This window comes from Phytoamicus setariae, assembly GCF_016722925.1.
GTDB classification, from domain to species: domain Bacteria; phylum Pseudomonadota; class Alphaproteobacteria; order Rhizobiales; family Rhizobiaceae; genus Rhizobium_E; species Rhizobium_E setariae.
The window spans coordinates 1-16,783 of sequence record NZ_JAEQNC010000007.1; the positions used below are offsets into that span (position 1 = coordinate 1).

Sequence of the window (16,783 nt, forward strand, 5' to 3'; positions counted from 1 at the left end):
CGTCCATAGAACCTCCGTTCTGTGTCGCGCATAAAATAGCGGTCCAAGCACGGAGGTCTCTCAACTACGATGTAGAACACGTCCAGTCCTCCACCGTAGGTGGAGGTTTACTTACTTCATAACAAATGCCGGGCGGGTGCCCGGCATTCATCGAATTGCACGACGGTATTCAGATCCGCTCGCCGTTCTTCACGCGATAGCTGGGAGAGTACATCGTCACCAGTTCTTCCGCCGCGGTTGGATGGACCGCCATCGTGCGATCAAAATCGTCCTTGGTACAACCGGCCTTCAGCGTGATGCCGAGAAGTTGGGCCATCTCGCCGGCATCGTGGCCGAGGATATGCGCCCCGACAACCTTGCGGTCGGCGGCATTGACGATCAGCTTCATGATCATTTTCTCCGCTCGTCCGGAGAGCGTGGCCTTCATCGGCCGGAACTCGGCGCGATAGACCTCGAGTTCGGCAAACGCCTTCGCCGCCTGTTCCTCGCTCATGCCGACGGTGCCTATTTCCGGCTGCGAGAAAACCGCCGTCGCGATCAGATCGAGATCCGGCGAGGTCGGGTTGTTCTTGTATTCCGTCTCGATGAAGCACATGGCCTCGTGGATCGCCACCGGCGTCAGCTGTACCCGATCGGTGACATCGCCAAGTGCGAAGATGGACGGCACGTTGGTGCGCGAATAGTTGTCGACCAGGATCGCGCCGCGCGGATCGACGGCAACGCCTGCGGCATCCAGCCCCAGGCCCTTGGTATTGGGCGAACGGCCGAGCGCCAGCATGACCTCGGAGGCTTCGAGCACCTTGCCCGCTTTCGTCGATACGGCGAGCGAGCCGTCCGGCCGCTTCTCAACCTTCTGCAGCACGTCCTCGCACAGGATCGTGATGCCCTTCTCGACCATCGCCTTGTGCAAGCCGCGGCGGATATCGCCGTCGAAACGGGAGAGGATTTCCTTGCCGCGGTAGACCAGCGTCGTCGCCACGCCCATGCCATGGAAGATATTGGCGAATTCCACGGCGATATAGCCGCCGCCTTCGATGACGATCGATTTCGGCAATTGCTTGAGGTGCAAGGCCTCGTTGGAACTGATCGTGTGTTCATACCCCGGCAGGGCCCCATGCACGGATGGAGCGCCGCCGACCGCGACGACGATCCGCTCGGCGGTCACAGTCCTGCCAGTTGATTTGAGCAGCACGGTATGGGCATCAACGAGCTCGGCCCGCGTTTCGAACTGTTCGGCGCCGGCATTGGTCAATCCCTTGCGGTAAAGACCTTCAAGGCGGGCGATTTCGACATCCTTGGCAGCAATCAGCTTTTCCCAGCTGAAGGTGCTTTCGCCGACCTGCCAGCCGTAGCCGGCAGCGTCCTCGAAATGCTCGCGATATTGGGACGCATAAACCAGAAGCTTCTTGGGAACGCAGCCTCGGATGACACAAGTGCCACCAAACCGGAATTCCTCGGCGATAGCCACTTTCTTACCCATGGAAGCGGCCACGCGCGCGGCACGAACGCCGCCCGAACCGCCACCGATGACGAAGAGATCATAATCAAAACCCGGCATGCTTTACCTCTGCTGTCTGCGAGCGTCCTCCCGGACCTCATATGGCGACTGCGGACAAAAAAGAAAAGCCCGTTTGAACTCAAACGGGCTTATCATCTTTATTGCAACCGACGCAAAATGCGTCGCTATGCTCACTTCTTCTGAGCAGCAATCTTCTTTTCGAGCTCTTCATCCGCCGCCTTCGTCAGATCGCGCGTGATGCCAGCGGCCCAGACATCGCCGGCCTTGCTGAGTTCCCGAATCGCCAGCGGACCATCCTTGAGGAGCTTCTGGCCTGCAGGCGAGCTGTAGAAGGCGGCAATAGCATTCAACTCGTCGGCGGTGAATGCCTTGGCGTAAATGATCGCGGCTTCGCGCTCGAGGTCGGCGCGGCGCGGTGCAAGCTCGATGGCTTTCTGGTCGACGGTTTCGACGATGAGCGCTTCATAGTTCGGAGAGCCCTGGATCAGCGTCGACTTCAGCTGCGAGGCAATTGTCGGCAGGATCCCGTCGAAAGGCGTGGTCACGCGGATTGCATCCATTGCTGCGCGCGCCGCCTTGATCTGTGCATCCGTAACTTCGTCGGCAGCAAGCGCATTGCCTGCGAACAGGCCAGCAGCCACAAGTGCCCCGAAGGCAATCCCGCCGAAACGTTTGTTCTTCATCATGGGAAACTCATCTCCTCGTCAAATTATGGTGCCAGTATCCGCGCTTCGGCAGGACCGGCGATGATGGCAAGCGAAGCCAGGTTGATAAAAAGCCCGTGTTCCACAACGCCCGGAATAGCGTTCAAACTCGTTGCAAGTGCCTCTGCATCAGAAATGCGGCCAAAAGAAGCATCGAGAATGTAATGTCCACCGTCTGTCTTGAAGTAGCCTTCGCCGGACTTGCGCTGTTCGATTGCCCCGGCCAGACCGAGGCTTGCAGCCAGCTTTTCGATGGCGATACGCGTCGCGCTCAGACCGAAAGCATTGACCTCGATGGGCAGCGGGAACGCGCCCAGCGTCTCGACCACCTTCGATTCATCGGCAATCACGATCATCTTTCGGGAGGCTGCGGCAACGATTTTTTCGCGCAGCAATGCGCCGCCGCCACCCTTGATCAGGCGTAGCGAACCATCGACTTCATCGGCTCCATCGATTGTCAGGTCGAGTTCCGGAAGCTCGTCGAGCGAGTTCAGCGGCACTCCGAGTTCCACACATAGACGCGCGGTCCGCTCGGACGTTGGAACACCTCTCACCTCAAGGCCCTCAGCGACCTTCTCGGCCAGCAGCCGGACAAACTCCTCTGCAGTGGATCCCGTGCCGATTCCCAACCTCATGCCGTTTTCGACATGCTTGAGCGCCTCGGCGGCGGCTATGATTTTCATTTGCCGGGCGTCCATCCGCCAGGGTCTCCATTGATCGTGGAACGGGCTTTTACACGAGCTTGCCAGGGAGTGAAAGAACTATCGGTTATTTTAGCAATCGGGTACGCCGAAATTTTGAGGATCGGCCAACGTGACTTGATTGAGCCTGCAAAAGAGGCTGATCAACCAACGAATATTTGCATTTTCCGCACCATTGACTTAACCGCATTCGCAACGAAGCTTTCCAATGGAGTCCGCCGTGCCGCCCATGCTTGCCGTATTCGACCTCGATGGAACACTGATCGATACGGCCCCCGATCTCGTCGACAGCCTTAACTTCACGATTGCGGCGCGCGACCTGGAGCCGGTTACCTATGCGGACCTTACCCACCTTGTCGGCCACGGCGCCAAGGCGATGATCGAGCGGGCCTTTGCGCTACGCAAGGCGCCGCTTTCCAATGGCGATTTCGAGCCGATGCTCGAACGCTTCATCGACCACTACAAGGGCGCTATGCCCGGCAAAAGCCAACCCTATCCGGGCCTCATCGACGCGCTTGACCGCCTGCAGGCGGCTGGTGTGATGCTTGCCGTTTGCACCAACAAGATGGAGAGCCTCGCACGCCCGCTCATCGCGGGTCTCGGGCTGACGGATCGATTTGCAGCAATTACCGGCGGTGACACTTTTGCCGTCCGCAAGCCCGACGCCGAACACCTTTTCGGCACGGTCAAGCTGGCCGGCGGCGCACCCGCGCGCACGGTCATGATCGGCGACAGCCTCAACGACATCAAGGTCGCGGCCAATGCCGGCATTCCTTCCATCGCGGTTCCCTTCGGCTACTCCGATGTGGCCGTCGAAACGCTGAAACCGACTCACGTCATCCAGCATTTCGACGAACTGAACCCCGATCTGCTGCAAACACTGCTGGCTACGCACGCCGCCGGCAACGGCTGAATGCGCCGACATGGGGCCCAGCCCCAAAGGCCGGCCGGGCGCTGCCCGGCCTTGAAGTGCCCTGGGCAGGTGCTACTATACGTAGAGCCCTGTAACCGAGCTGCCATGACGTCTGCCGAGACCATCTCAACCCATAGGCGTTCCACTGCCTCTGCGCCGTTTCAGCGAATTGCTGGCCTGACGGGCATGGAAGCCGTCGCGGATATCAGAAAAGCCCTGCAAGCCCGCCAAACCAACACCTCCGGATAGTCCGATGTACACGGTCCACACGATAGGCTTCACCAACACCACCGCCGAGCACTTCTTCGATCGTCTGCTTGCGTCGGGCTCCAGGTTGGTAATTGACGTGCGACTGCACAACACATCGCAATTGGCCGGCTTTGCCAAGGCAACCGATCTTGCCTATTTCCTCGATCGCATTGCGGGGATCGGTTACGCCCACCAATCGCTGCTCGCACCCGAGGAGGATATGCTCAAGGCATTCCGGGCGCCGAAAGCGAACTGGCAAGACAATGAATCCCAGTTCCAACGGCTGATGGCCGAGCGCAAGATCGAGGAAAAGCTGAAGCCGGACTATTTCGCTGATTCCTGCCTGCTCTGCTCCGAGGACAAGCCGCATCATTGCCACCGGCGCATGATCCTCGACTACCTCAACGACCGCTGGGGCAAAGTGCTCGACGTCACGCACCTATGAAAAAGGTGGCCCTGTGGCCGCCCCTTCCTCATCTGAACTTCAATAGCGCCTTAGCTGGTACCGTGGCGCGCCTTCTTGGTCGCATCCAGCGCCCGGTTCATGTACATGTCGCGGTCGTAGACATCATCGAAATATTCGACCACGCCGTCCTTGTTCGGATAGGCGGTGAAATAGGCCACGTAGACTGGAAACCTCTGCGGCACCTTGACCTGCCGGTTCTGGCCGGTGGCAATCTGCGCATCGATGTCCTCAACAGACATATTCATCACGGCCGCAGCCATCTTCTTCGGATCGACAAGACGCACGCAACCATGGCTGAGCGCGCGCATGTCGCGCTGGAAGAATTTTTTCTGAGGCGTGTCGTGCATGTAGATCGCATGCGTATTGGGGAACATGATCTTCAGCTGACCAAGCGCATTGCCATTGCCCGGCGGCTGGCGCACATCGACCGAATCCGTCTGGTCCCAGTCGATCGAAGTAGACGAAACTTGCTGCCCACTGATCGATGTCTCATAGCCGAGGCGGTCGAGATAGCTCGGGTCTGCGCGGAGCTTCGGCAGCATTTCATTGACGATGATCGAACGCGGCACGCCCCAGTAGGGGTTGTATTCCACCAGTTCGATATCATCCTGGAAGAAATAAGTCTGGTTGGCCTTGGAGCCGACCACGACCTTCATGTTGAATTCTTCGTGGTCGTTGTTGTGGTAGTAGGCCGTAAATGCAGGCTGGTTGATGAAGATATAGCGTGGGCCGAGATTGTTCGGTAGCCAACGCATCTGCTCCATCGCGATGACGATCTTGTTGATGCGCGAGGCACCCGTGTCCCCACCCGTCAGGATGCGGATCGTGCCCTTGCCGACGATACCGTCGCCCTTCAGACCATTTTCCGCCTGGAACGCTTTGACCACATCCACCAACTCGGGCGTGTAGTCCGGCTCACCCTGATAGGAAGCCAGCGTCACCGAATGGTCGAGCTTCAACGTGTCCGAGCCGCGCTGCCTCACGGCAGCAATGATGTTAGCCAATTCAGCATTTGACTCGCCTGGCTTGAGAAGCGTGCCCGGCGCGATCTCAATGCGCGTATCGGCAGTACCCTCAGAAGCCTTAAGCGCCGCCAATTCGCGCCTGAGCGTCTCGAATTCCTTGTTGGAAGGGCTGCGGCTCTCCAGATACGACTTGATGTCCGTCGTCGCAGCGATATTGAGCAGGGCGCCGGGGAGATTGACGGCCTTTCGCTTGAAATCGTGATACTCGGATATCCGGTTCGGGTCGATCCGGCCGCGTTGTGCATCCTGCACATAAGTCAACAATGCCGCCGTCAACTCGACCTCGAACTGCATCAGTTGGCGCTGACGAGTGACTGCATCGACAGCAGCAAAAGTGTCTGTCGGATCCTCTACGGCATAATCGGCAGGGTCCAGGCCAACAGCGTCGGCAGTGCGCAGAGCGTCCAGCGCCTGGCGGGCTTTTTCGGACACACCATCGGCATCGACCCAAAGCAGGCCTTCCCGCGATGCGTAAAACTTCTCGATCGCTGCGGCGACTTCCGTCGGCGCCTTGGCTCGCACATCCATCATATAGGCGCGCGGATTGCCGGTGATATCCACATGCGGCGTGGTGCTGACCGTCTCGATGGAGCCGGTTTGCTGGGGATCGGCAGCAGCCGTCTGAAGCCGCGGCGAGAATCTCGAAACGTCGATCCACTTCAGCCCATCTGCCTTGTAGGTGAAGTATTTCGGGCTGGAGACGCGCGGCAGCGGCTTGGATGGCCTGGCGGGGTCCGGAAACGCGCCGACATCGTCGTCAAGCGATCCCGCGAAGGTGTCTTTCTGCTTGCTGACCTTGTTTCCACGCAAGAAATCCAGCAGCGTGGCCGAGTGGGCAGCAGGCGCTCCGAAAGTAATCGCACAGGACATCGTCAGCGCGGCAAGAGCCGCATTCCTGAAAATTTTCATTTGTCTATCATTCCCAGCGGCTGACCGCCCTCACCCAGATCATTAGTTGCAGCAACACTAGCTGATTGCCTGTCGCTTGAAAAGAAAACGGATAAGGCGGCCGGTTCATTCAGAGGGTCACAAACTTGTGACCAGAATCTGGCATCATGTGCCTGCTCCGTAAAAACAACACACTGATAACGTTAATTTTTATTTAAATCTTACTTTGCGGCAGCAATATTGTCGGAAAGTGATTTCCATCACGAGCCAAGCCAATTCCCGCCCCATGTGACCAAAATGGCACGTGCGCGCGCCTTGTAGGGCGACCTGCGTTCTGTTCTTCAACCGGCCAGATTCGCCCTCACGGACAGCGATGATCCCTCAATGCATCGATCGCCGGCTTGCAAATGTCCGGGCTGCCGCCGCAGCAATCCTGCATAAGATAGCCAAGCAAACCACGCATGGCACTCATCTCGACGAAGTAGCGGATGTTGCGACCTTCGCGCTGCGAGGTGATCAGATTGGCGCATGAAAGCACGGTCAGATGGGCCGACAACGTGTTGGGCTTGAGTTCGAGAGCACAGGCGATCTCGCCTGCATTCAGCCCAGCCCCGCCAGCGCCTACCAGCAACCGAAACACATCTAGCCGGCCCTCGTGAGAGAGCGCGGTCAATTTGCTGAGTGCGGGTGCCTTTTCCATAGTTCCTGTGTTCATGATCTCGCCGGAAATTCAAATGAAGCTTCATTGAATCACGCCTAAGAATTCATATAGTGGCTAAAATGCCACATTGCACCCTGTTCGAAAATAAAATTTGGCTTCGTAGCAGATTTGATTTCATACGTTGAATCGTCTCCAGTCCAACGACATTCCGGAGGAAAACGATGTTCGGGCGCCTTTTATTCACATCATTCATATTGCTTGCCCTTGCTGCCAACGCAAATGCTGAGAACGCGCAGGCCGAGCCCTCCTTTTTAGGGCTTGGAACACCGATCACCTGGAAGATGAACGAACTGCCGGCATCCTATAGCATATATGATAGTACGGGGCGCGGCTGGGAAGTGGCGTTGGAAGCCACGAAGACGCCCGAAGGCAATCTCAAAGCCCTGACGCTGACGGCATCGTCCGAACAGATCGAGCCGGTCTCTCTCACAATGGACGTGGAGTTCGGTGCTCCCGACGGCACGCTTGCCGGATATGAATTCGACCCTGGCACGCCGACCTTCATAGTCACCAATTACTCCATGGGTGCGCATTGCTGCACGATGGCCAGGGCGCTTACATTCGACGACGTAAAGCTGGTACCGGTGGATGTCGGCGATTTCGACGGCTCGGCCCTGTCCATTCGCGACCTGGATAATGATGGCACAGTCGAGATCGATTCTGTCGACCAACGTTTCCTCTACGCGTTCGACTCCTATGCAATGTCACTGGCTGCGCGGAAGATCATGAAAATACGGGGCGTCAGCATCGACGATGTAACCGCCGACCCCCCATACGAGACCTATCTGATCAGCCAGATCACCAAATACGAGAACGAATGCTACAACGGCACCTCAGCGGGTCTCTGCGCAGGTTTGCTGGGGACAGCGGCAAAGGTGGGTCTGTATAGCAGCATTGCATCGCGCGTTCCGTTCAAGGCGATCGACGCGGCGATGGAGAAAACCTACCTGGAATGCAGTGCGGAGGATTGCGGTCAGCAGAAAATGTTCGGCAATTTCCGCGAGGCCGTCGAGTCTCGCCTCAAGAGCTGGAACTACAACACAACATCCTCGATGAACGACCGTGTCCGCGATTACTTTCGTACGCTCGCGTCATACAGGAAGGGCTTTGGCTCCCCCAGCAAGGACCAGGAATCTCCATGCGCCTATGCCCCGGTCAAGTTCAGCATGAACAAGGACGAAACCTTTGTTCACGTCGAGGGACAGGAATATACCTGCCGTGTCGAGCGCGTGAACACCCTCGGCAATGCCGCTGTCGGGCTAGGACTTTGCACGAGCGAAGGGGAAAACTATTCCACGCTGCTTGCCATGGAGCTGAAGAATGACACGCTCTACATGAATTCCATCTTCAACGGAGGCGTCTACTCCAACCGTGAGCCGGCTATCCTGCCAGCCTGTCGCTGACGCGAATAGTCACCGCAAAACAAATATGACTATTATAGTCACGTTTGTTTCCGCGGGAGGTTTTCAATGGTGCAAATGACGCCTAGAGTTCTCAGGAAAAATCTTGTGTCCTCTAGCGGAGACGACCGACATGACCACGCGCACCGAAACCGACACCTTTGGCCCCATCGAGGTCGATGACACCAGATACTGGGGCGCGCAGGCCGAACGGTCGCTGGCAAACTTCAAGATCGGCTGGGAACGGCAACCGCTGTCCGTCGTCCGGGCGCTCGGCATCGTCAAACAGGCGGCAGCACGCGCCAACATCGCACTTGGCCAGTTGGATGATACGGTCGGCCATGCAATCATTCAGTCGGCGCAGGAGGTCATCGACGGCAAGCTCAACGAGCATTTTCCGCTGGTGGTCTGGCAGACGGGTTCCGGCACGCAGTCCAACATGAATGCCAACGAGGTGATCTCCAACCGGGCGATCGAGATGCTGGGCGGCGTCAAGGGCTCGAAGAAGCCGGTTCATCCGAACGATCACGTCAATATGAGCCAATCGTCCAATGATACCTATCCGACGGCCATGCATATCGCCTGCGCCGAACAGATCGTGCACCATCTGATTCCGGCCCTCAGGCACCTGCATACGGCACTTGAGGAAAAGGTTCACGCCTTTGCCGCCATCATCAAGATCGGCCGGACGCACACGCAGGATGCCACGCCGCTGACGCTCGGCCAGGAATTTTCGGGCTATTCGGCGCAGGTCGCATCCGCCATCAAGCGGATCGAACTGACGCTGCCAGGCCTCTACGAACTCGCACAAGGCGGCACCGCCGTCGGCACGGGTTTGAATGCGCCTGTCGGCTTTGCCAAGAAGGTCGCCCACGAAATTGCCGACATCACCCACCTGCCCTTCGTCACCGCCCCCAACAAGTTCGAGGCGCTGGCAGCGCATGACGCGATGGTGTTCGCCCATGGCGCGATCAATGCCGCCGCAGCCGCCCTGTTCAAGATTGCCAACGACATCCGCTTTTTGGGCTCCGGGCCGCGCGCGGGCCTCGGCGAGCTGGCACTGCCGGAAAACGAGCCCGGCTCATCGATCATGCCGGGCAAGGTCAACCCCACCCAATCCGAGGCGCTGACCCAGGTTTGCGCGCACATTTTCGGCAACAACGCCGCCATCACCTTCGCCGGCAGCCAGGGCCATTTCGAACTGAACGTCTACAATCCGATGATGGCCTACAATTTCCTCCAGTCGGTGCAGTTGCTCGGCGATGCCGCCCGCTCGTTTACCGACAATTGCGTCGTCGGCATCGAAGCCCGCACCGACAATATTAAGGCCGGGCTCGACCGCTCCCTGATGCTGGTGACCGCGCTAGCGCCGATCATCGGTTATGACAACGCCGCCAAGATCGCCAAGACCGCCCACAAGAACGGCACGACGCTAAAGCACGAGGCGCTCGCCAGCGGGCTGGTGACCGAGGCCCAGTATGACGAGGTTGTGCGTCCCGAACTGATGATCGGGCCGCGATAGAAAGGACAACGGCCATCGCTGTGCAGGCCCAGCAATCGGCAACTGTTTCCGATTACGTATAGCGCGCCTCCGATTATGTGCAGCATGCGCCTCCGTCGCAACCAATGATCCGTCAGCCTCTCAAGCAGGGGTCGGGAACAAATACGATGGAGGACTGCATGCTGCGACGAACCACCCTCGCCCTTTCGATCTGCTGCTCTATTCTCGCCGCTCAAGGCGCCGATGCAGCCGGGCGAACGCTGCTGCGCATGGCCGATATCGCCGAGCCGGTGCGGGCGCACGCGCTGATCGACAACAGTGCGTTCTTGCCGCCGGCTGACGCGCAGGTCGCACATGAGGCGTTCTCGGGCACGCTGGGGATCGGCGAAGCACCGATGTTCACCATTCCGGTGGAGTTCAAGAGCGACCAGGTGCTGGGCAAGGACCCGCAGCTGTTTCCGGGTGTCGCCCTTTCATTCGTCAGCATTGGCGACAACCTGGTACCGCAAACCCAGGACATCATCCGCAACGGCAGCTTGGGCGGCGGCCGCAGCTTCTGGGACATCATCGTCCAGCCCGGCAAGGTCTGGTCTGAAGCCACCGACGATGGCTGGTCGCGCGCCTCCTTTCCTTTCTCGCTGATGAACTCGATCGAAGGCGAGACGCACAATGGCGTCGCAACTTTCCTTTACAAGGGCACGCAGGTCTCGAGGATCCGCTACCAGATCCTCACCCAGACATCGCCGTTTTATGTCGAGGATTATTTTACCGCCTCGGGTGCGTTGGAGGCCGCATACAAGCCCGGCAAACTGCTCGAGGAAGCTTCGATCAAAGCCACCTACGAGACGTCGCAAGCCGTAGCCGAGAAAATCCTGCCGTGGTCTGAGCTGGAGAAGAAATTCGGCAAGGACAAGCTCGCCGGTTTCGACAGCAAGATCCGCCCGGCCGAAATCGTGCTTGATGGACTTTCCATCGACGACAGTTTCTACCTCAAGTCCTGTCCGACGCCAGTAGGCGAACTGCCCTTTTGCGACCGCCAGCGATTCGGTGTCTGGTCGGTGACCAAATCTGCCGGCAATACCGCCGCCATGCTGGCGATCGCCGAAAAATATGGCCCTGAAATCTTCGACACCAGGCTCGTCGATTACATCACCGAAGCCAGGGATGCGCCCGGCTGGAAAGACGTGACCTTCGGCGATGCGCTCAACATGGCCACCGGCATGGGCAATGGCTCGGACAAGGCAACACCCGCAGCAATCTCCGACCCATTGGGCAAGGCCTACTACGCCTGGTACGAAGCACGCACCACCAAGGACAAGATCGACGCCTTGCTGAAGGGGGCCAAACCCTACCCGTGGGGTCCGGGCAAGGTGGCGCGCTATCGCGACGAGGACATGTTCCTGCTCGGGGTCGCCATGACACGCTATCTGCAGTCGAAGGAAGGTCCCGCAGCCAATGTCTGGGATTTCCTCAAGCGGGAAGTCTACCAGCCGATCGGCATCTCCTATGCGCCGATCAACAAGACGATCGAGGCCGATCCGAAGCAGGACCAGCCGCTGATGGCCTACGGCTTCTATCCAACCATCGGCGACCTGATCAAGATCGCCCGGCTCTACCAGAACGGCGGCAAGTTCCAAGGCAGGCAGATCTTCAATGCGCAGAGGCTTGCTGACCTCATGCCCGCCAAACAGGCCGTGGGATTGGCGACCGGCAATCCGGAAAAACCCGAATATTATAAGGCTTTCTGGCGTTCGTCCTACAAGGCCGCAAGCGGCTGCACGTTCAGTTTCCCGATTATGGACGGCTGGGGGGAAAACTATGTGCTGCTGCTGCCGAAGGACGTGACAGTCTTCCGCCTCGCCAAGAACTGGGACGGCGATGCCGGCGCGGGCGAGCTCGGCAACATGACCGCGGTGGCGGGCAGGCTGAAGGACCTCTGCGACTAACGATTGCTCCTCGTGCACGCTCTCCCCGCCAGCGGGGAGAGCAATCCGCCCGCTGCTCATCCAGCGTCGTCAGTCCCTTAGGTCTACCCGTTCGGATCGCACGACTCGGTCTGGCAATCGTCGGAGGTCGTGTACTTGTCGCATTGTTTCAACGCCGTCAGTTCGGCATCCTGTTCGCTTGGCCAGTCGTTACTGTAGCCATAGGCGCCGTCGCTGGCGACAGCGGTGCAGCCCCAAGCGAATGCCGGGCCGGAAGGCGCAGAACCGATCACCAATGCGGCCACGCAGCCCAGAAAGAATCGCATACGCATTCGATGTTCCCCTTGAATATCGGGCCTTTCTACTCTGTCCAAGCCTGATGCAAAAGTACCGCTTCGGGTCATTTTCAGGATGGTGCCGCAGCCCAATAGATATGCCCGAACTTCAAATCGATTGAATCGATCCGCCGGCAAACTATATCGTTTCAATCGCCGGCCAGCCCACTTTGGAATCATTGCAATTGCCCGCCCGGCCTCTTAAACCACCGCCAGTGCAATACCCTTTCGAAAGGTTGGCTTATGGCCGGTGATCTCTTTCCGCTTGGCGAGGACAAGACGTCCTATCGCAAACTCACCTCGGAGCACGTTTCCGTCGACACATTCAAGGGCCAGGAAATCCTGACCGTCGAGCCGGAAGGCATGCGCCTGCTCGCCGAGACCGCCTTTGCCGACATCAACCACCTCTTGCGCGCCGACCACCTCAAGCAGCTCGCATCCATCCTCGACGATCCCGAAGCCACGGCCAATGACCGTTTCGTCGCATATGATCTGCTGAAGAACGCCAACATCGCCGCCGGCGGCGTGCTGCCGATGTGCCAGGATACCGGCACGGCCATTGTCATGGGCAAGAAGGGCCGCCGGGTCTGGACCGAGGGCGGCGACTACGATGCGCTCGCCAAGGGCGTCATGGACGCCTACCTCAAGAAGAACCTGCGCTATTCACAGCTCGCGCCGATCTCGATGTTCGAGGAAAAGAACACCAAGAACAACCTGCCCGCCCAGATCGACATCTACGAGGAAGGCACCGACGACTACGACTTCCTGTTCGTCGCCAAGGGCGGCGGCTCGGCCAACAAGACCTATCTCTACCAGGGCACGCCGTCGCTGCTGACGCGCGAGCGAATGATGGACTTCCTCAAAGACAAGATCCTGTCGCTCGGCACCGCGGCCTGTCCGCCCTATCACCTGGCCATCGTCATCGGCGGCACCTCGGCCGAGATGAACCTGAAGACGGTCAAGCTCGCCTCCACCCACTATCTCGACGAATTGCCGACCGAGGGCTCGGAAACCGGCCACGCGTTCCGCGATCTGGAGATGGAGCAGGAAATCCACAAACTCACCCAGAACCTTGGCGTCGGTGCTCAGTTCGGCGGCAAGTACTTCTGTCACGACGTGCGCGTCATCCGCCTGCCCCGGCATGGCGCTTCGCTGCCGATCGGGCTCGGCGTCTCCTGTTCCGCCGACCGCCAGGCCAAGGGCAAGATCACCCGCGACGGCATCTTCCTCGAGGCGCTCGAAACCGATCCGTCAAAGTATCTGCCTGAAATCGAGGACAAGCACCTCAACGACGACGTGGTCAGGATCGACCTCAACCGGCCGATGGCCGAGATCCTCGCCGAGCTCAGCAAGTACCCGATCAAGACGCGGCTGTCGCTCTCAGGCCCGATCATTGTCGCCCGCGATCTGGCGCATGCCAAGATCCGCGCGCGGCTCGAAGCCGGCGAAGGCATGCCGGACTATTTCAAGAACCACCCGATCTACTATGCCGGCCCGGCCAAGACCCCGGAAGGCTATGCCTCGGGCTCCTTCGGCCCGACCACCGCCGGCCGGATGGATTCCTACGTCGACCAGTTCCAGTCGTTCGGCGGCTCGATGGTGATGCTGGCCAAGGGCAATCGCTCGCGCCAGGTGCGCGAGGCCTGCGGCACCCATCACGGCTTCTATCTCGGCTCGATCGGCGGCCCGGCGGCGCGCCTTGCCAAGGACTGTATCCGGCATGTCGAAGTGGTGGAATATCCGGAGCTCGGCATGGAGGCGATCTGGAAGATCGAGGTCGAGGATTTTCCGGCCTTCATCGTCATCGACGACAAGGGCAATGATTTCTTCAAAGAACTCAACCTCGAATAAATACCGGCTTTTGCGAAGACGAAACCACCCCGGCGAAGCAATTCGCCGGGAATTTTCTTTAAAAATGCTAAAACTACAGCAATCTCCGAAACCTGATCTTAACCGTTTCCCAACACTTCGGGTCTAGAAACGAAATCGGGACAAAGCGGTTCAGGAGTTTTCGTATGAGTGTGGCGCAGCCGCAACCTAAGGTGCAGGTGCCGGATATTGCAGCGCAGGTGACTTATGCGATGCGGCAGATGGGCATTTCGCCGATCCCGCGCAATTACGAGCTTTTCTATGAAGCCTATATCGGCTCCAACCCCAAGCTGACCCGGGAACTGGCCGCGCTCGGCTCGCGCGCCACCCAGGACGAGCTGGACGCCATTGGCGCGCAATATTTCAGCCAGCATCAGGTCAACATGGTCGACGGCGCTCACTCGCGGATCGTCGGCGAACTCGAAAGCCTCGTCACCCTGCTGCGCCAGGAGCACTCCTCGCTCGAAAGCTACAACAAGCTGCTCGGCGAAACCTATTCCCGCATCACGTCGAAGAGCGCCTCCAGCGCCGACCTCTTGCACAATGCGATCTCGCTGCTGTCTGATGCCACCGGCTCGAAGATGGAGCGCGGCAAGGTCACCATGGATGGCGTCGAGGCCAAGTCGCGCGAGATGGAAGACATCCGCAAGGAGCTCGACGAATACAAGAAGATCGCCAACACCGATTCGCTGACCCGGCTGCACAACCGCCGCGCCTTCGACGACCGGCTGGCGGCGATCTACGACAGCCCGCTCGGCCGCACGACCACGACGCTGATCATTGCCGACATCGACAATTTCAAGAAGATCAATGACACGTTCGGCCATCCGGTCGGCGACAAGATCCTGGCGACTGTCGCCAATGTCATCAAGTCGAACCTGCGCAAGGACGTGTTCGTCGCCCGCACCGGCGGCGAGGAATTCGCCGTCATCCTCGAAGGATCCTCTTCCGAAGACGCGATGATCGTCGCCGAACGCGTCCGCCGCTCGCTGGAAGCCACGCCCTTCCGCAATTCCAAGACCGGCGTCAACTACGGCCCCGTGACGCTGTCGCTCGGCCTGTGTCTGGCATCCGAGGGCGACAGCCCGCAGGATCTCTACCAGAAATCCGACGTCGCCCTCTATTGCGCCAAGAGCAACGGCCGCAATCGTTCCGTCACCTATGAGGACGGGATGAAGAAGGAACTCTCCAAGAGCTGGCTGCTCTACAAGAAGTAGTCGTTTCCCGCTTGCCCCTCACCCTGACCCTCTGCCGGCAAGCCGGGAGAGGGAATCCGGAGGCTGCTCGCCAGTTCCCTTTCTCCGCCAGCGGGATGGGACGATAGGGCGGATGAGGGGCAACGCCGACGCACATCCGCCCGCAACACCCCCACCCTGTCGCTCACCAGTGACAAGCGCCCCCGCCCGCCCCGTTCCACAAGGAACAGCCGAATGCGCCACCCTCCTCTAAAACCCTCCCATCGACATCGGGACGAGGCGAGGCCGGGGCACCAACGGCCCCTCTCCCACCCAAGGGAGGGCATGAGCATGACCAGCAGCATCGCCATTCTTGCCGCAACGCTAGCCGCAACATTTTCCGCCATCGTCGCCTCGACCCCAGCCAGCGCCGGCTTCCTCGGCAAGAAGCAGCCGACATCGGCCAGCGTCGAACTCGTCTCGCTTCAGACGCAAAACAACAAGCTCGGCTGGATGCAGATCCTCTCCGATGACGGCGCGCCGGCGCCGAAGAAGCGCAAGAAGGTAAAGACCGACGTCAATGCCTCGCCGATCTCCCGCAAGCTGATCCCCTATGACGAGACGATCGCCGTCGGCACCATCGTCATCGATCATTCCGACCGCCGGCTCTATCATGTCATCCAGAAAGGCATGGCGATGGTCTATGGCGTCTCGGTCGGCCGCGAAGGTTTTGGCTGGACCGGCAGCGAAGTCGTCACCGCCAAGGCCGAATGGCCCGCCTGGAACCCGCCGGAGGAAATGCGCATCCGCGAGGCGAAGAAGGGCCACATCCTGCCCGAGCGCATGGAAGGCGGCATCGACAACCCGCTGGGCGCACGAGCGATGTATCTCGGCAACACCCAGTACAGAATCCACGGCACCAACCAGCCCGCCTCCATCGGCCGGGCAATGTCCTCGGGCTGCATCCGCATGGCCAACGAGGATGTCGAATATCTCTATGCCCATGTCAGCATCGGAACGCGGGTGATCGTCCGGCGCTAGTCCGGCTTTCCCGCCGCCCGGATTCACCCATCTCATAGTCGTCATTGCCACCACAGGCCGCCGGGTTCAGCAGCGATGCAACCGGCGGCCCAGGCGCGTCCGGGCGCCCCGGACACCGCCGCGCCACCCCGCCCGGCGGGACCAAAGACGCCGTCGGCCCCGATGTATTCCACAAGTCTAGATGCAATAATATCCATTTATGTCAGGCATTTACCCAGTAATTTCCAATTTACTAAAGTACAACACAAATGCCGGAACGTTTTAAACTCGTATTTCTTTATTGAAATTGTAGTTAGTTGACCGTGCGATCATTAGTTGCGTACACATATCGGGACTCGAAAAGGGGATTCC

The 16,783-nt window shown here is 59.2% G+C and carries 14 protein-coding genes; 8 read left to right on the forward strand and 6 right to left on the reverse strand.

Going from position 1 to position 16,783, the window contains the following annotated elements; translation table 11 throughout:
- Window positions 1-169: 169 nt before the first annotated feature.
- From gor to rpiA, 3 genes are all read right to left on the reverse strand, one after another.
- The gene (gene gor / locus JJB09_RS13650) at window positions 170-1,558 is read right to left on the reverse strand and encodes a glutathione-disulfide reductase (protein WP_201658954.1); all 1,389 of its coding nucleotides are present in this window, start codon (window positions 1,556-1,558) and stop codon (window positions 170-172) included.
- Between the two features lie 131 nt (window positions 1,559-1,689).
- Window positions 1,690-2,205, reverse strand: a complete 516-nt coding sequence (locus JJB09_RS13655; protein WP_201658957.1) for a DUF2059 domain-containing protein — start codon at window positions 2,203-2,205, stop codon at window positions 1,690-1,692.
- Between the two features lie 23 nt (window positions 2,206-2,228).
- A complete protein-coding gene (gene rpiA, locus JJB09_RS13660; protein WP_201658960.1) occupies window positions 2,229-2,921 on the reverse strand; it encodes a ribose-5-phosphate isomerase RpiA in 693 nt (230 codons plus the stop codon).
- A 232-nt stretch (window positions 2,922-3,153) separates the two neighbouring features.
- On the opposite strand from rpiA, the gene JJB09_RS13665 reads away from it, so the two are divergent.
- Together JJB09_RS13665 and JJB09_RS13670 are read left to right on the forward strand one after the other, a co-directional pair.
- Window positions 3,154-3,837: an HAD family hydrolase gene (locus tag JJB09_RS13665; RefSeq protein ID WP_246748732.1), complete on the forward strand. Its 684-nt coding sequence runs from the start codon at window positions 3,154-3,156 to the stop codon at window positions 3,835-3,837.
- Between the two features lie 253 nt (window positions 3,838-4,090).
- Entirely contained in the window at window positions 4,091-4,531 is a 441-nt protein-coding gene (locus tag JJB09_RS13670) for a DUF488 domain-containing protein (protein WP_201658965.1), read from the forward strand.
- A gap of 50 nt (window positions 4,532-4,581) precedes the next feature.
- Here the strand turns inward: JJB09_RS13670 and JJB09_RS13675 are convergent, their stop codons facing one another.
- On the reverse strand, window positions 4,582-6,486 hold the full coding sequence (locus JJB09_RS13675; RefSeq protein WP_201658968.1) for a L,D-transpeptidase family protein: 1,905 nt from the start codon (window positions 6,484-6,486) through the stop codon (window positions 4,582-4,584).
- Window positions 6,487-6,826: 340 nt separating this feature from the next.
- The gene (locus tag JJB09_RS13680) at window positions 6,827-7,180 is read right to left on the reverse strand and encodes an ArsR/SmtB family transcription factor (RefSeq protein WP_343229028.1); all 354 of its coding nucleotides are present in this window, start codon (window positions 7,178-7,180) and stop codon (window positions 6,827-6,829) included.
- Between the two features lie 350 nt (window positions 7,181-7,530).
- Here JJB09_RS13680 and JJB09_RS13685 point away from each other — a divergent pair, with 350 nt between their 5' ends.
- The 3 genes from JJB09_RS13685 (at window position 7,531) to JJB09_RS13695 (ending at window position 12,033) form a co-directional block, all read left to right on the forward strand.
- Window positions 7,531-8,589, forward strand: coding sequence for a hypothetical protein (locus JJB09_RS13685; protein WP_201658971.1), 1,059 nt, complete (start codon window positions 7,531-7,533; stop codon window positions 8,587-8,589).
- 130 nt (window positions 8,590-8,719) lie between these two features.
- Complete coding sequence (fumC, locus tag JJB09_RS13690) at window positions 8,720-10,108, forward strand: class II fumarate hydratase (protein WP_201658974.1); 1,389 nt, start codon at window positions 8,720-8,722, stop codon at window positions 10,106-10,108.
- 158 nt (window positions 10,109-10,266) lie between these two features.
- On the forward strand, window positions 10,267-12,033 hold the full coding sequence (locus JJB09_RS13695; RefSeq protein WP_246748719.1) for a serine hydrolase domain-containing protein: 1,767 nt from the start codon (window positions 10,267-10,269) through the stop codon (window positions 12,031-12,033).
- An 83-nt stretch (window positions 12,034-12,116) separates the two neighbouring features.
- On the opposite strand, the gene JJB09_RS13700 is transcribed toward JJB09_RS13695, so the two are convergent.
- Window positions 12,117-12,344 (reverse strand): DUF4189 domain-containing protein, encoded by a 228-nt coding sequence (locus JJB09_RS13700; RefSeq protein ID WP_201658977.1) that lies wholly within the window; start codon window positions 12,342-12,344, stop codon window positions 12,117-12,119.
- A 246-nt stretch (window positions 12,345-12,590) separates the two neighbouring features.
- Between JJB09_RS13700 and JJB09_RS13705 the strand changes: the two genes are divergently transcribed.
- The 3 genes from JJB09_RS13705 (at window position 12,591) to JJB09_RS13715 (ending at window position 16,432) form a co-directional block, all read left to right on the forward strand.
- Window positions 12,591-14,198 (forward strand): fumarate hydratase, encoded by a 1,608-nt coding sequence (locus JJB09_RS13705; RefSeq protein ID WP_201658980.1) that lies wholly within the window; start codon window positions 12,591-12,593, stop codon window positions 14,196-14,198.
- Between the two features lie 164 nt (window positions 14,199-14,362).
- A complete protein-coding gene (locus JJB09_RS13710) occupies window positions 14,363-15,433 on the forward strand; it encodes a GGDEF domain-containing protein (RefSeq protein ID WP_201658984.1) in 1,071 nt (356 codons plus the stop codon).
- A 309-nt stretch (window positions 15,434-15,742) separates the two neighbouring features.
- The gene (locus JJB09_RS13715; RefSeq protein WP_201658987.1) at window positions 15,743-16,432 is read left to right on the forward strand and encodes a L,D-transpeptidase; all 690 of its coding nucleotides are present in this window, start codon (window positions 15,743-15,745) and stop codon (window positions 16,430-16,432) included.
- Window positions 16,433-16,783 lie beyond the last annotated feature (351 nt).

Coding starts and splice junctions, on each gene's coding strand:
- gor (WP_201658954.1), bottom strand. CDS start 1,558: ATGCCGGGTTTTGATTATGATCTCTTCGTCATCGGTGGCGGTTCGGGC.
- JJB09_RS13655 (WP_201658957.1), bottom strand. CDS start 2,205: ATGATGAAGAACAAACGTTTCGGCGGGATTGCCTTCGGGGCACTTGTG.
- rpiA (WP_201658960.1), bottom strand. CDS start 2,921: ATGGACGCCCGGCAAATGAAAATCATAGCCGCCGCCGAGGCGCTCAAG.
- JJB09_RS13665 (WP_246748732.1), top strand. CDS start 3,154: ATGCTTGCCGTATTCGACCTCGATGGAACACTGATCGATACGGCCCCC.
- JJB09_RS13670 (WP_201658965.1), top strand. CDS start 4,091: ATGTACACGGTCCACACGATAGGCTTCACCAACACCACCGCCGAGCAC.
- JJB09_RS13675 (WP_201658968.1), bottom strand. CDS start 6,486: ATGAAAATTTTCAGGAATGCGGCTCTTGCCGCGCTGACGATGTCCTGT.
- JJB09_RS13680 (WP_343229028.1), bottom strand. CDS start 7,180: ATGAACACAGGAACTATGGAAAAGGCACCCGCACTCAGCAAATTGACC.
- fumC (WP_201658974.1), top strand. CDS start 8,720: ATGACCACGCGCACCGAAACCGACACCTTTGGCCCCATCGAGGTCGAT.
- JJB09_RS13695 (WP_246748719.1), top strand. CDS start 10,267: ATGCTGCGACGAACCACCCTCGCCCTTTCGATCTGCTGCTCTATTCTC.
- JJB09_RS13700 (WP_201658977.1), bottom strand. CDS start 12,344: ATGCGTATGCGATTCTTTCTGGGCTGCGTGGCCGCATTGGTGATCGGT.
- JJB09_RS13705 (WP_201658980.1), top strand. CDS start 12,591: ATGGCCGGTGATCTCTTTCCGCTTGGCGAGGACAAGACGTCCTATCGC.
- JJB09_RS13710 (WP_201658984.1), top strand. CDS start 14,363: ATGAGTGTGGCGCAGCCGCAACCTAAGGTGCAGGTGCCGGATATTGCA.
- JJB09_RS13715 (WP_201658987.1), top strand. CDS start 15,743: ATGACCAGCAGCATCGCCATTCTTGCCGCAACGCTAGCCGCAACATTT.